The sequence below is a fragment of the Flaviramulus sp. genome, assembly GCF_982512915.1.
Genome location: NZ_CEWOCJ010000015.1, coordinates 24328 through 37830, shown reverse-complemented (window position 1 = coordinate 37830; position 13503 = coordinate 24328). Strand labels below are relative to the sequence as shown.

10 protein-coding genes, 1 tRNA gene and 1 pseudogene are annotated in these 13503 nt (G+C 29.9%); 5 read left to right on the top strand and 7 right to left on the bottom strand.

The window, feature by feature from the left end:
• Positions 1 to 106: 106 nt before the first annotated feature.
• Positions 107 to 559, bottom strand: coding sequence for a 6-pyruvoyl trahydropterin synthase family protein (locus AC1XJX_RS10400; RefSeq protein ID WP_482003919.1), 453 nt, complete (start codon positions 557 to 559; stop codon positions 107 to 109).
• Positions 560 to 667: 108 nt separating this feature from the next.
• Between AC1XJX_RS10400 and AC1XJX_RS10395 the strand changes: the two genes are divergently transcribed.
• Positions 668 to 1294 (top strand): 2OG-Fe(II) oxygenase, encoded by a 627-nt coding sequence (locus AC1XJX_RS10395; protein ID WP_482003918.1) that lies wholly within the window; start codon positions 668 to 670, stop codon positions 1292 to 1294.
• Positions 1295 to 1392: 98 nt separating this feature from the next.
• Here AC1XJX_RS10395 and AC1XJX_RS10390 read toward each other — a convergent pair whose 3' ends face one another.
• Together AC1XJX_RS10390 and AC1XJX_RS10385 are read right to left on the bottom strand one after the other, a co-directional pair.
• Entirely contained in the window at positions 1393 to 2727 is a 1335-nt protein-coding gene (locus tag AC1XJX_RS10390) for an MATE family efflux transporter (RefSeq protein WP_482003917.1), read from the bottom strand.
• Positions 2724 to 3224 (bottom strand): GNAT family N-acetyltransferase, encoded by a 501-nt coding sequence (locus AC1XJX_RS10385; protein ID WP_482003916.1) that lies wholly within the window; start codon positions 3222 to 3224, stop codon positions 2724 to 2726. Before AC1XJX_RS10385 ends, AC1XJX_RS10390 begins: the two co-directional genes overlap by 4 nt.
• Before the next feature lie 58 nt (positions 3225 to 3282).
• On the opposite strand from AC1XJX_RS10385, the gene AC1XJX_RS10380 reads away from it, so the two are divergent.
• The 3 genes and pseudogenes from AC1XJX_RS10380 (at position 3283) to AC1XJX_RS10370 (ending at position 6926) form a co-directional block, all read left to right on the top strand.
• Positions 3283 to 4077, top strand: coding sequence for a universal stress protein (locus AC1XJX_RS10380; protein WP_482003915.1), 795 nt, complete (start codon positions 3283 to 3285; stop codon positions 4075 to 4077).
• Between the two features lie 5 nt (positions 4078 to 4082).
• Positions 4083 to 4156: transfer RNA gene (locus AC1XJX_RS10375), tRNA-Ala, on the top strand.
• Between the two features lie 1325 nt (positions 4157 to 5481).
• Positions 5482 to 6926 (top strand): annotated as a pseudogene (locus tag AC1XJX_RS10370) (SLC13 family permease).
• Positions 6927 to 6973: 47 nt separating this feature from the next.
• On the opposite strand, the gene AC1XJX_RS10365 reads toward AC1XJX_RS10370, so the two are convergent.
• Positions 6974 to 7816 (bottom strand): alpha/beta hydrolase family protein, encoded by an 843-nt coding sequence (locus AC1XJX_RS10365; RefSeq protein WP_482003914.1) that lies wholly within the window; start codon positions 7814 to 7816, stop codon positions 6974 to 6976.
• A 71-nt stretch (positions 7817 to 7887) separates the two neighbouring features.
• On the opposite strand from AC1XJX_RS10365, the gene AC1XJX_RS10360 reads away from it, so the two are divergent.
• Positions 7888 to 8772, top strand: coding sequence for a carbohydrate kinase family protein (locus AC1XJX_RS10360; RefSeq protein WP_482003913.1), 885 nt, complete (start codon positions 7888 to 7890; stop codon positions 8770 to 8772).
• A gap of 7 nt (positions 8773 to 8779) precedes the next feature.
• Here the strand turns inward: AC1XJX_RS10360 and AC1XJX_RS10355 are convergent, their stop codons facing one another.
• Genes AC1XJX_RS10355 through pgmB form a run of 3 tightly spaced genes read right to left on the bottom strand, consistent with a single transcriptional unit; the run spans position 8780 to position 13414 of the window.
• Entirely contained in the window at positions 8780 to 10435 is a 1656-nt protein-coding gene (locus AC1XJX_RS10355; RefSeq protein WP_482003912.1) for an alpha-amylase family glycosyl hydrolase, read from the bottom strand.
• 2 nt (positions 10436 to 10437) lie between these two features.
• A complete protein-coding gene (locus AC1XJX_RS10350) occupies positions 10438 to 12744 on the bottom strand; it encodes a glycoside hydrolase family 65 protein (protein WP_482003911.1) in 2307 nt (768 codons plus the stop codon).
• Positions 12745 to 12754: 10 nt separating this feature from the next.
• Positions 12755 to 13414: a beta-phosphoglucomutase gene (gene pgmB / locus AC1XJX_RS10345; RefSeq protein ID WP_482003910.1), complete on the bottom strand. Its 660-nt coding sequence runs from the start codon at positions 13412 to 13414 to the stop codon at positions 12755 to 12757.
• Between the last annotated feature and the right edge of the window lie 89 nt (positions 13415 to 13503).

The following is a 13503-nucleotide window of genomic DNA, read 5'->3' as shown; positions in this document are numbered from 1 at the left end:
TTATCTTGATAGCAAACATTGCAGATAGTTGCGTTAGGGATTGAGCAATTGTTGGAGCACCTTGAAAAGTGCGACTTGCGAAAGCCCGACCTGATAAGGTAACGCCCTAAATATTATCGTGCGCATACCACTCTGCAAAAGAGCTTTCGGTTTCTTGAAGTTTTAAAGAAAAGAGTGTTATGTGTGGTGGTAAACGTTTTTTAATTTTTTTAGCAAAATCAATAACCATCATTTCACTCGTTGGTTGGTAGTCTACAAGCAATACATTATGACCGCGATCTTCAAGCTCTTTAGCCAACTCAACATGTGGTGTATTTTTATTAAAAACCGTTGCATGATCAAAAACGTTTACTATTTCTTCTTTTACTATATGTTTTAAGTCAGAAAAATCGATAACCATACCATACTTTACATGGTTTGTATCGGCTATGGGTTTTCCAAATACTGTTACAGATAGTTTGTAACTATGCCCATGCACATTTTTACATTTACCGTCGTAGCCATAAAGGGCATGTCCAGTTTCGAAAGAGAATAGTTTTGTGATTCGAATACCACTCATAGATTAAGATTTAAATTACAAAGATATTGATTTTGTTTAACGAAACTGTTTTTAGATTACATTTGCGCACTTTTATCTACTATAGATAACAGGTTTTTATGGTTACTTATGAATCATCTATTTGAGGCTATTGATTTTGTTGAAAATCCGCTGTACGAAAAAATTATTTCGGATATAGCAAAACAAAAATTTAGTATTTCCGACGCCTTTTTTTCTGCTGAAGAAGTTGATTTACTTAGAGCATCGCTTACACAAAGGCATGAAGAGGATGGTTTTAAAAAGGCTGCGGTAGGTAATAGATTGAATGAAACGATTGTAAAATCGATAAGAGGCGATTTAATTTTATGGATGGATGAGGCTAATGCTAATTCAAGCGAAGGTTTATTTTTTAATAAGATAAATAACTTAGTAAGTTACCTAAATAAAACGTGCTTTTTAGGGATTTTACATAAAGAATTTCACTACGCTATTTATCCAAAGGATACGTTTTACAAAAAGCATATTGATACTTTTCAAAATGACGACCGACGTAAATTATCGTTTGTTTGTTATTTAAATGAAGACGGTTGGTTGCCAGAAAATGGTGGCGAGTTGGTTTTGTTTTTAGAGGAAGAAAAAATAATTTATCCGTTGCCTGGAAGGGTAGTTGTTTTTGAAAGCCAGATTATAGAACACGAAGTAAGACCTGTAAATACAGAGCGATTAAGTATAACAGGGTGGTTAAAAACGCGCTAATTTAACGTTTTCTATTACGGTTATAAAAGTATATAACGATTAAAAAGATAGCAAGTAAAAGGAATAATCTGTTTCCCATGATTTTTATTTATTTAAAGTTAGTGTTTTTTGGTTAGAGGCATATAAATTTTTCTAAACTTTATGATTAACGGGATACCTCTTGCTATAATCCAAACGGTTAGCGCTATAAAAATGGCATATAGTTTATAATCCAAATAATCCAACCAAAATAAGATAGGTAAGAAGATTAAAAATGTTGAGAAAAGTAAAATATTTCTGAGATATTTCATTTTACCCATGCCTTTAAACATACCATCAAAAATAAAGGTAATGGCACATAAAGGCTGCATTATTAATATAATAAAAAACACTTCGTAAAAAGCACTTAAAACTTCAGGTTCGTTTGTAAAGATCGTTCCTATTGGAAAGTAAAAAACTGCCCCTATAAGGGCGTTAATAACTCCTAAAATAACACCATATTTAACAAGTTTACTGCTCAATTTAATAAGCACATCATATTCTTTTCCACCCAACATTTTTCCTGAAAGAATGTTACCAGCACTAGCATATCCATCAAGAATAAAAGCTCCTAAAAACCATAAATTTATTGCAATTGTGTAAGCTGCAATATATTTAGCTCCATAACTAGTTGCAAAGGCACTTGCAAAATACAAGGTTACATTAAGGGCTATAGTTCTAATAAAAAGGTTAAGAATCATTAAGATAAAACGATTTATTTCTTTATTAAAAGGAAAATTCAATTTTAATGGTATAATCGTTTTTTTTAATAAAAAATAAGCAGATAATAGAGCCATTATAAATTGAGAAAAAACACTGGCGTAAGCAGCCCCTTTTATATTTAAGGCTGGGATAAAATTGGGTATACCATAAACTAGAATAACGTCTAAAATAATATTTAATACTGCTCCTATTATAGCAATTATCATCGGATAATAGGTGTTTTGTAAACCTCTAAAGGCTCCAAAAACCCCCATTGTAAATAAAGTAAAAGGGAATCCAAAAACACGAATTTTGTAATAATCAACACAATAATTCAAAATTAAATCTGAAGCGTTGTAGAGTTTAAAAATACTACTGGCAAAAGGATAGGTAGCAAGTATGATTAAAACACTTAAAGATGTTATGATAAAGATAGCTTGTGCAGGTAGATTTTTAATTTTTTCAATTTTATTTGCCCCAACATATTGCGATACTATAGAGGAAATGGCACTTCTCGTTTGTCCTAAAACCCAAATAAGCATGGATAAAAATGTGGTAACAATGCCAACAGCAGCCAAAGATTCTGTGGCATTAAATGAGATGTTTCCAACAATAGCAGCATCAGTTAATGATAAAATAGGTTCTGATATACCCGCTATTAATGCAGGAATTGCTAGTTTGTTTATATTTTTAAAACTTATATCTGTAATCAAAATACAAGTTCATAACAAAAAAAGGAATAGTTGCTTTGTCTTGGAAAATAAATTTCTCCTAAACGTTTGTAACCTCTAAGTTCATAAAATTTCACATTTCTTGAGTTTTGTGAAAAAGTATCAAGCCTTATTGAAGCAAACTGATTGTTTTTTGCATAATTTTCAGCATAATCCATTAGTTTTTGAGCATATTCTTTCCCTTGTTGTTCGGGGTGAATTGCTAAGCGATGTATGTATATATTATTGAAATTTGGAGTCATCCAATTTATGGGAATATATTCTTCATCCATAAAAGTAGAGATAGTTATACAGCCAATAACAGTGTTTTTTAATTTTAAAACATAAAGTTCATCACGATTAAAATCATGAAGAAAAGCTTGTTTATTTGGGTAAAACTCGTTCCATTGAAAAATATTTTTGCTAATCATATAAGCAGCACAGGCTTTGGTAATTTCTAATAGTTTGTCAATATCTACAACAGTTGCTTTACGTATCATTTAAATGTTTTACTTTTGTCTCAAATTTATTATAAATTTATCTTTAAATTTTACAGATATGAAGAATATTTTAGTTCCTGTTGGCTCTTCAAAAAATGCATTAAGCCATTTACAATATGCTGTAGATTTTGCAGAATCTATGGGCGCTAAACTTTTTGTAGTACAAGTTTACAACGTATATACAAAGGCTGGTACTATGATTAAGGTAGACCATATAATTGAGAGAGAAAGTTTGGCTTATTTAAACGAATTAGTTTCTAAGTTAAACACAAAAAATGTTGATATCACAGTAAAAGTTTTAAAGGGGAAGCTAATTGATACTCTAGAGATGGCTTGTAAAGCGGCGGACATAGATTTAATTTTAATTGAACCTAGAACAAACTCTGTTAATGATGAGGTGTTTTTAGGAAAGACATCAGGAAAAATCATAAAACAAACCCAGTTACCATCTCTTATTGTCCCTGAAGGTTATACTTTCAGACCTGTTAATAATATTTTGTTTGCTATAAAATCGGCAATAATTAAAAATAATAAAGCACTTACTACTTTAATTTCTGTAAAAGAACATTTTAGGGCACCTGTAAACTTACTATTAGTTAAAACACCTTATTATAATGATGGAGATTTTGATTTAAAAACGGATATTAAAGCTGTAGTTGATACGGTAACCGAAACAGAAAACGCAACTACTTTTCAAGGTGTATTGCAGCATTTACAGGCATTCAATCCAGATATGCTATGTGTAGTGAGGCGTAAAAGAGGTTTTTTTACTAAAAAATGGGAGAATAATGTTATTCTAAAAAAAGATTTTTCGAGTAACATTCCAGTTTTAGTTTTAAGAGGCATGAAATAAATAATGGGGATGTAGCTCAGTTGGCTAGAGCGCTTGACTGGCAGTCAAGAGGTCGTGGGTTCGAATCCCATCTTCTCCACTTATATTAGAAAGGCTTTCAAAATATTGAAGGTCTTTTTTAGTTTTAATTAATAAAATAAATAGTAATTAATAGTAAATATATTTTCTAAACAAGTTCTCTTTATTAATTTTTAAAAAAAAAGAGTGAAGCATAATGAGAATCTCCACTCTTAATAGTTTAGCTATTAACATTAATAATATTAAATCATTAAAGATTTTTAAATATAAATTTTAATCTTTAAAATTTTATTTTATTTTCGATTTAATGCGTTAAAGTATAGATAGAATTCAATAAAGTATAGATAGTTAGTTAATTATACGCTTTTTTTTAAAAAACCATGAGATATATTTAGAAACTTTTTAATTAAATAGAATCATAAATATGTATTTAATAAAATAACACTTATCTATATTAAGTGGTTTTTTATCTACATTTTACAGTTATAAAAATAAAAAAAGTAAGTCAGATATTATTTAACTTTAAATTTGTACTTAAAATATAATATCATGAGTTTTTTAAAAATTAATATTGATGAAATTAATTCAATTAAAACTATAAATAATAATTATAAGAGTAATTTTAAAATTGCTCTTGTTTGGTTTTTTCTAACAGTAGTTTCCGCTTTTTTTATTTCAACCTTACTAAGCTTTTTGTTTTAAAGCAATAACCACTTTCTTTTTAAGATTAATTTTAGTTACTTGATAAAATATAATAAACAATACAAAGACGACGACGAAGTACTTTTTACAGCCAAAGACAATCTTAAAATTGGTTTTACTCTTGTTGTTATTATTATGTTGACGACAGTTTTGTTTAATTGTTTGTTTTCTTAGAAGAATATAATTTTCCTTTAGATATAGTATTTATTGCTTTTTTGATAAATTTAATAGTAGTATTATTTTAATCAAGTATATTTCAGGTGTTCGCTTAGAAACATCAATTATCTGTTTTGTATTATATGTTGAAAAACTAATAGTTTTAATTAACTGACTAGAAACAGAATAAATATAAGCTGTTTAGGTTTTTGCTTTGCTATTATAAAATACTACCTGATTTAAAGGCTTGGTATATGTTTATCAAATGTATTTAGTGAAAATAAATAATTCGAATAGAAAGTACCATATAAAAATGATCTTAATTATCCCGGACTAAGACAAAATAATTTTGCAGATATATAAGGATTAAATAGATTAGCAAGAGCAAATTATTTTTATGATAAAGGACTAAATTTGACCAAATCAAATAATCTTGATTTAATTGGCAATTTCACATCTACTATAATGTTAGTTATGATTTTGACATTGTCATAAAAATGTAATAGCCATATTTAACAGGTAATTTTTATGAATATTTCTAAAAAGAAAATTGGTTTATTTTTAGGTCCCATAGCTTTTCTGTTGATTACACTCTTTTTTCATCCAGAAGGATTAAATAAAGAAGCTAATTCAGTTTTGGCATCTTCTCTATGGATAGCAATTTGGTGGATTACGGAAGCTATTCCTATAGCCGTTACTGCTTTACTACCTATTATTTTATTTCCTTTATCTAGCGGAATGGGTTTAAACGAAACAACGACCTCTTATGGGCATAAATACGTGTTTCTTTATGTTGGTGGTTTTATTTTGGCTATTGCTATAGAAAAGTGGATGTTACATAAGCGGATTGCATTAACTATTATTAAAATTGTTGGAACTAACGTTATTAATATTATTCTAGGATTCATGATTGCAACAGCTTTCTTGTCCATGTGGATATCTAATACAGCTTCCGCAGTAATGATACTTCCAGTGGGGATGGCTATAGTTTCACAACTAAGAGATAATCCCAATACTTTAGAAGACGAGAATTTAATTTTTGGTAAAGCTTTAATGCTTTCTATAGCTTACAGTGCATCAATAGGTGGTATGGCAACTTTAATTGGGACACCTCCAAATTTGGTTTTAGCAGGAGTTGTAAAGCAAACATATAATATTGAGATTTCTTTTTCACAATGGTTTATTTTTGGTTTTCCAATAGCTATTGTGCTTTTATTTATTTGTTGGGTTTATTTAACACGGGTTGCTTTTAAGTTTAAGCAAAAGGAATTTCCTGGAGGAAGTCAAGAAATTAAAAGACAACTAAAGGCTTTAGGTAAATTTTCATATGAAGAAAAAATAGTTTTTCTTGTTTTTATATTAACTGCTTTTGCTTGGATAACAAGATCTTTTTTAATCAAAAGGCTTATACCTCAAATAGATGACACTATTATAGCTGTTTTTTTTGCGGTACTTTTATTTTTATTGCCTTCAAAAGAAAAGGGTGTAAAAATCATGAATTGGGAAGATGCTGTAAAATTGCCTTGGGGTATTGTGTTATTATTTGGAGGTGGTATGGCTTTGGCTCTTGGGTTTGAAACAAGTGGTTTGGCCGTTTGGATTGGTGCGCAAATGACTTCTTTAGAGTCTTTGCATATTTTTTTTTATTATTAATTTTAATTACATCAGTTAATTTTTTAACTGAAATCACCTCAAATTTAGCAACAACTGCCATGTTGTTACCTGTGCTGGTTTCTTTAGCTACCGCTATTGGAGTTCATCCCTATTTTCTTTTAGTTGGGGCTACTTTAGCAGCCTCATGTGCCTTTATGCTTCCGGTTGCCACTCCTCCAAACGCAGTGCTATTTGGGTCTGGATATTTAAAAATTGAGGATATGGTAAAAAAAGGGTTTTGGATGAATATTATTTCAATTATATTATTGACTCTAGTTGTTTATTATGTACTTCCATTAGTCTGGGATTTAAATAATTAGTAACCAAAAATCATATATTTTATTTTTCATATTTAGATATTTTTTGGCTAATTTGTAATAAAAACTATAGTTTTTTCAACAACAATTTTTAGATGCTTTGGTAAAGTATCTTTTTCCCATGGATGAGTAGCTCCAAAAACATGGTTTGCGCCTTTTATAATTTTAATTTTGCTATTAGAGTTCCGTTCATGTAGTTTATAAGCTTCATCAATTAAAACGCTAGTATCTGCATCTCCGTGTAAAATTAAATAAGGGATTTTTAAATTTGAGACGGCACGTTTTATAGTTAATCGCGTTTCATTTAGAATAAAGTCTTCATAAAATTGATAAAAGTGGGGCATCTGTTGTTTTGTTCTCCCGTTTAAAATATATTTAACACCATCATCTTTCCACTGTTTTAAATCGCCTGCAGTTGAAGTTCTTTTACCAAAATCGTAAACACCTGCAAGACTTATTACTTTTTTTATTCGTTTATCTTCTTCGGCTTTAATTGTTACTATACCACCAGCTCTACTATGTCCAATTAAGTTAATATTATTAATATCTGCTTCAGGTTTTATTTTTGGGTTTGTTTGTATCCAGTTAATTACAACGTGTAAATCATCCAATTCTTTGCTGTAATTATTATTTCCAAAAGCTTCTAAATCTGGAAAATCAATAGGTTGTTCTAGAGTTCCTCCGTTATGAGAAAAATTAAATTTTATAAAATAATAACCAGCTTCAGCAAACGCCTTTGCCATTAAACCCCAGGCGCCCCAATCTTTAAAACCTTTGTATCCATGGCAAAATATAATAATGGGTTTTGGGATTTTGTTTTCAATATAAAAAATATCTGTAAGTATAGGTTTACTAAAATTACTTTCAATAATTATGTTTTTTAAGATGGGCATTTTATATTATCCTTTTGTTTAAATTTAAATATTTTATCTTTAAAATTAAATAAACTAACATAAATTTTCATATGACAAAAATTACCTGTTTTGGAGAGGTTTTATGGGATATTTTTCCAAAACAAAAAAAAATTGGTGGCGCACCATTAAATGTAGCTAGCCGATTAAAATCATTTGGTAATGATGTTACCATGATTAGTGCCATTGGTAGTGATGATTTAGGTGAAAAATTAATAGATTACCTTACGGAAAATGATATTAATACAACTTACATTCAAACACTAAACAATTACAAAACTGGTGAAGTAAAGGTTATTTTAAATGAAAAAGGATCGGCTACTTATGAGATTATGTATCCACGTTCTTGGGATAAGATAAGCTTAAATCAAGATTGTAAAGAAGTTGTAAAAAATGCTGATGCCTTTGTTTTTGGTAGTTTAGTTGCAAGAGACGCTATTTCAAGAAAAACACTTTACGAGCTTTTAGAAGTTGCTAAATATAAAATTTTTGATCTAAACCTTAGAACGCCTTATTACACAAAAGATGTTTTAATCTATTTGATGGAAAAAGCAGATTTTATAAAATTTAATGATGATGAATTATACGAGGTAAGTAAGTGTTTAGGTTCTAGATACAATTCTTTAGAACAAAATCTCAAATTTATAGCAGCCAAAACAAACACTAAACATATGTGTGTTACTAAAGGTTCTCATGGAGCTGTTTTGCTTTATAATGACTGTTTATTTTATAATAGTGGTTTTCTTGTTGAAGTAAAAGACACAGTAGGAGCTGGTGATTCCTTTTTAGCATCACTTATAAGCCAATTATTAAACAAGACAGAACCACAAAAAGCGATTGATTTTGCATGTGCCGTTGGTGCTTTGGTAGCACAAAGCGAAGGTGCAAACCCAAAAATTTCATTTTTGGAAATAGAAGTGTTTATGAATCCTGATTAAAAATAAATTAGTTAGTTTTTTCTAATAAAACAATATCAAAATCAGAGTTTATTATGACTTTACCATTTTTAACATGAGTTGAAATTCCAGAATACACATCCAGTAAATCATCTCCATCTTTAAATAGTTTTGAGACGTCAATTGTTTTTTTACCTTCTGGTAAATACAACCCAACTACAACCAAATCTTCAAAATTATTAGTTGAGTAGCTTCTGTAAAAGGTATAAGGCTTTTCTGTTATCATTTGATGAATTCCTGCACCAATGGCTGGATGGTTTGCTCGAAATTGTCCTAATTTTTGCCAATGGTGTAAAATAGCTTTAGTTTCGGGGTTATTTTGAATAGCATCCCAATTCATATTAGAACGTAGGGTTGCATCTCCAACGGTCTCTTCAACAATTAAAGATCGTGCAGACTCATCACCGTAATAAATTTGGGATGTTCCCGGGCACAATAATAATATGTTGGCTGTTTCAAAAGGTTTATCTCTTGCTGCATCAAACGGTTGTCCATCATCATGAGAACTTAAATAGTTTAAAACCCCATATTCTTTTAATTCTGTATTTAAAATGTCTCTATGGGTTTTAAACACCTGCTCAATTGGTCTTTGTGCAGCACTTGATTTTAGTTCAAAATTTATAAGACTTTGAAAAGCATTTTCAAAATAATTTACTTTTTTATCGCCTAAGTCGAAAAATTTCCCTGAACTGATGTTGTAATTATACACTTCTCCAACTAAATAGAAATCGTTATCATCTAAAACTTTTTCAGGATTATTTTTTTTGTAATTGTTAAATGCAAAATCACATTCTTTTTTAAATTCTTGCCAAACAAATTCTTCAGTATGTTTAACAGTATCAACGCGATAACCATCAATACCAAATTCTGTAATATAATCTGTTAGCCATTTCATAATATAAAAACGAGGCGCTCTAGGGTAACCTGTTCTTGCAAAAAAATCATCTAATTCTTTCATTTCTTGTTCGTGCCTACCTTCAAGAATCCATTTAACTTCAAGGCTAGGAGGTAGCTTTACAGCGTCATTACGCTCAGTTTTTATATCAGGCAGGTTATCAACCAAAGTGCACGTCGTGGTAGTTTCATAAGATTTAAAAGTACAAGTAGGCTCTGTTCTTACCCAATCTTCTGGCCAAACCGGATCTTTATCTGTTACAGGACCAGTGTGGTTTATAACAGCATCTAACAATACTCTAATACCATTTTGGTGTGCTATTTCAACTAATTCATGTAAATCTTCTTTGGTGCCAAAATTAGGATCTATCGCTGTCCAATCACTAGCCCAATACCCATGAAACCCATAACTAACACCTGTACCTTCGTCTGTAAACCCATGTATTTGCTCTACAATAGGGGTCATCCAAATAGCATTAATACCCAAATCTGTAAAATAGCCTTCTTTTATTTTTTGGGTAATTCCTTTGATATCTCCTCCTTCAAAACCACGTAGTTTTCCAGTTTCAGAAACTCTATCAAAATTTATATCATTAGTAGTATCGCCATTATTAAACCTATCCGTTAATAAAAAATAAATGTTAGCACTTTCCCAAATAAAAGGTGTTTTAGATATTTCTTTTACAACGTCATTTTTGTTATTACAACTTAATATCATTACACTTATAAATAGCATTATAAACCTTTTCATTTTTAGAGTTTTAATTGATTACTTGGATTGATATTTAGTAATAGGTTATTTAGATAAATTTGTAAAGGTTGTGTTCCTTCCAATTCGAAATCTGTTTTGTTTTTTGAAACATAGACTTTTAATACTTGATTTCTAAAGTTTATTTTAAAAGAGTAAGCATTCCACTCTTTTGGGATTTTAGGCTCAAAATATAAGGTGTTATTTTTAACACGCATACCACCAAAACCCTCTACAACACTCATCCATGTTCCTGCCATAGATGTTATGTGTAAGCCCTCTTCAACCTCTTTGTTATAATCATCTAAATCTAAACGAGAGGTTCTTAAATAAAAGGCGTAAGCTTGTTCCATCCTACCTAATTTTGCTGCTTGTATGCTATGAACACAAGGTGATAAAGAACTTTCATGAACTGTAAAAGGCTCGTAGAAATCAAAATGGCGTTCTAATTCTTCAACTGTAAAGTGTTCTTCAAAAAAGTAAAACCCTTGTAGAGTATCTGCTTGTTTTATGTATGGAGAGCGTAAAATTCTGTCCCAACTCCATTTTTGGTTAATTGGTCGTTGTGATTTATCAAGATTAGCTACTGTAATTAAATTTTTATCTAAAAAGCCGTCTTGTTGGAGATATACCTTATGTTTTTCAGAATAAGGGAAATACATCGCATCTGCAACCGTTTTCCAACTATTTAATTCAGAATTTGAAAGCTTTACTTTATTTTTAATTCTGGTAAAATCTGAAGAAAATTCAGTCTCCATTTTTGTGATGTTTTCTAAAGTGTAATTTATACACCATTTTGCTATGTAGTTGGTATAAAAATTATTATTCACATTATTTTCATATTCATTTGGACCTGTAACACCTAGGATAACATACTTGTTTTTATTTGTTGAAAATGTTGCACGTTGATGCCAAAAACGAGCGATACCAATAAGAACTTCTAATCCTTTTTCTGGAATATAACTGTAATCTCCCGTGTATCTGTAATAGTTGAAAATGGCAAATGCGATAGCACCGTTTCTATGAATTTCTTCAAATGTAATTTCCCATTCGTTATGGCATTCTTCCCCATTCATTGTAACCATTGGGTATAATGCAGCGCCATTTGAAAATCCTAATTTTTCAGCATTTTCAATAGCTTTTTCCAAATGATTATATCGATATTCTAAAAGATTACGAGCTACTTGTTGGTCTTTTGTTGCCAAATAAAAAGGAATACAATAAGCCTCAGTATCCCAATAAGTACTTCCACCGTACTTTTCACCAGTAAATCCTTTTGGACCAATATTTAATCTTGAGTCTTTTCCTAAATAGGTTTGGTTTAGTTGAAAAATATTAAATCGGATACCTTGTTGTGCTTTTACATCACCAGAAATTGTGATATCTGCCATTTCCCAAATGTTTGCCCAAGCTAGTTTTTGGTCTTCTAATAATTGTTCGTATCCTTTTTTTGTAGCACTTTCTAAAACGTTTTTAGCAGCTAAAACTAATTCTGTTTTGTTATAATTTCTATCTAAAGTATATCCACCAAACTTATTAATAGTGTAAGTTTCCCCTTTTTTCACTTGATATAAGTAACTGAATGAAATATTATTAGTTTTAGTTTTAATAGTTGGTTCAATTAAAATAGCTTCACTATTAATAAAAACTTTCGATTCCATAAACGTACAAGTATAGAAATCCGTTTTCATGGTTTTAGCTTCTATAAAAGCTTGTTGATTATTATGCGTTACATTTAAAGTATCCCAAAATTTATCATCCCAATTGGTGTCTTCATTGGTTATTCCTGAGTCTAGGTAAGGGTTAAATATAATCTCTGCATCACTATTAATTGGTGTAATTTTATATTCAATAGCGCCAATTTCATCTAAATTTAAACTTAAAAAGCGTTTTGTATTTACAGTAATAACAATGTCATTCTTTAAAGTAGCTTTAAAACTTCTTGATAACCAACCTTCTTTCATGTTTAGTTCTCTTTTAAAATCCTCCACCTTATTACAAGTAAATAAATCTAAAGATTCACCATTTACATTAACATTAATTCCAATCCAATTTGGTGCGTTTAATACTTTTGCAAAATATTCTGGATAACCGTTTTTCCACCATCCAACGCGCGTTTTATCAGGATAGTAAACTCCTCCTATATAACTACCTTGAAATGTATGTCCTGAATATGTTTCTTCAAAATTAGCACGTTGCCCCATGGCACCATTGCCAATACTAAATAAACTTTCTGAAGATTTTATCCGATTTACATCAAAGCCTTCTTCTATAATAGACCAATTATCTGGTTTTATATAATCTTGATTCATTTTTTAAATATTATTTTTTTGAAAGAAATTCTTCAAAGAAATTTTCTGGTATTTCTGTTAAGTTGTTAAAATTATAGTTGGCCTTGTGCAGTGTGTTTTTATCTCCTATTCCCACTGAAATCATATTTGCTTTGTTAGCAGCTTCAACACCTGCAATGGCATCTTCAAAAACAATACATTTTTCGGGTAACAGATTGAGTTTTTTAGAACCTATTAAAAAAACCTCAGGGTCTGGTTTAGCTTTTGATACGCTATTACCATCAACAATGTCAGTAAATCTTTCAAGTAAATTAACTTGTTTTAATATTAAAGGTGCGTTTTTGCTAGCAGAGCCTAAAACATATTTAATGTTTAATGAATCTAAAGTATCTAATAATTTTTCAGTTCCGGGAAGAATTTCTTCAGGCCCCATTTTGTTAATATAATTAAGGTAATCTTCATTTTTACTGGTCAAATAGTTTTGTTTTTTATCTTCTGACAAGCTTATTCTTCCAATGTTCAGTAAAATCTCTAATGAATGCACTCGGCTAATACCTTTTAATAACTCGTTATGAGCTTCTGTAAACTCAAAACCTAGCACATCTGCAAGATTTTTCCAAGCTAAAAAATGATATTTTGCAGTATCAACAATTACACCATCTAAATCGAATATTACGCCTATTTTGCTCATAGATTATAATTAATATAAAATTACATATTTGTTATTGATAAAAAAATAATTTGAAACCACAGTTATTAAATATCCTGCAATATTAATAA

What these genes read in the sequence shown, in the direction of transcription:
- AC1XJX_RS10400 (WP_482003919.1), bottom strand. Translation starts at nt 559, where the DNA reads ATGAGTGGTATTCGAATCACAAAACTATTCTCTTTCGAAACTGGACAT.
- AC1XJX_RS10365 (WP_482003914.1), bottom strand. Translation starts at nt 7,816, where the DNA reads ATGCCCATCTTAAAAAACATAATTATTGAAAGTAATTTTAGTAAACCT.
- AC1XJX_RS10380 (WP_482003915.1), top strand. Translation starts at nt 3,283, where the DNA reads ATGAAGAATATTTTAGTTCCTGTTGGCTCTTCAAAAAATGCATTAAGC.
- AC1XJX_RS10360 (WP_482003913.1), top strand. Translation starts at nt 7,888, where the DNA reads ATGACAAAAATTACCTGTTTTGGAGAGGTTTTATGGGATATTTTTCCA.
- AC1XJX_RS10395 (WP_482003918.1), top strand. Translation starts at nt 668, where the DNA reads ATGAATCATCTATTTGAGGCTATTGATTTTGTTGAAAATCCGCTGTAC.
- AC1XJX_RS10355 (WP_482003912.1), bottom strand. Translation starts at nt 10,435, where the DNA reads ATGAAAAGGTTTATAATGCTATTTATAAGTGTAATGATATTAAGTTGT.
- pgmB (WP_482003910.1), bottom strand. Translation starts at nt 13,414, where the DNA reads ATGAGCAAAATAGGCGTAATATTCGATTTAGATGGTGTAATTGTTGAT.
- AC1XJX_RS10350 (WP_482003911.1), bottom strand. Translation starts at nt 12,744, where the DNA reads ATGAATCAAGATTATATAAAACCAGATAATTGGTCTATTATAGAAGAA.
- AC1XJX_RS10385 (WP_482003916.1), bottom strand. Translation starts at nt 3,224, where the DNA reads ATGATACGTAAAGCAACTGTTGTAGATATTGACAAACTATTAGAAATT.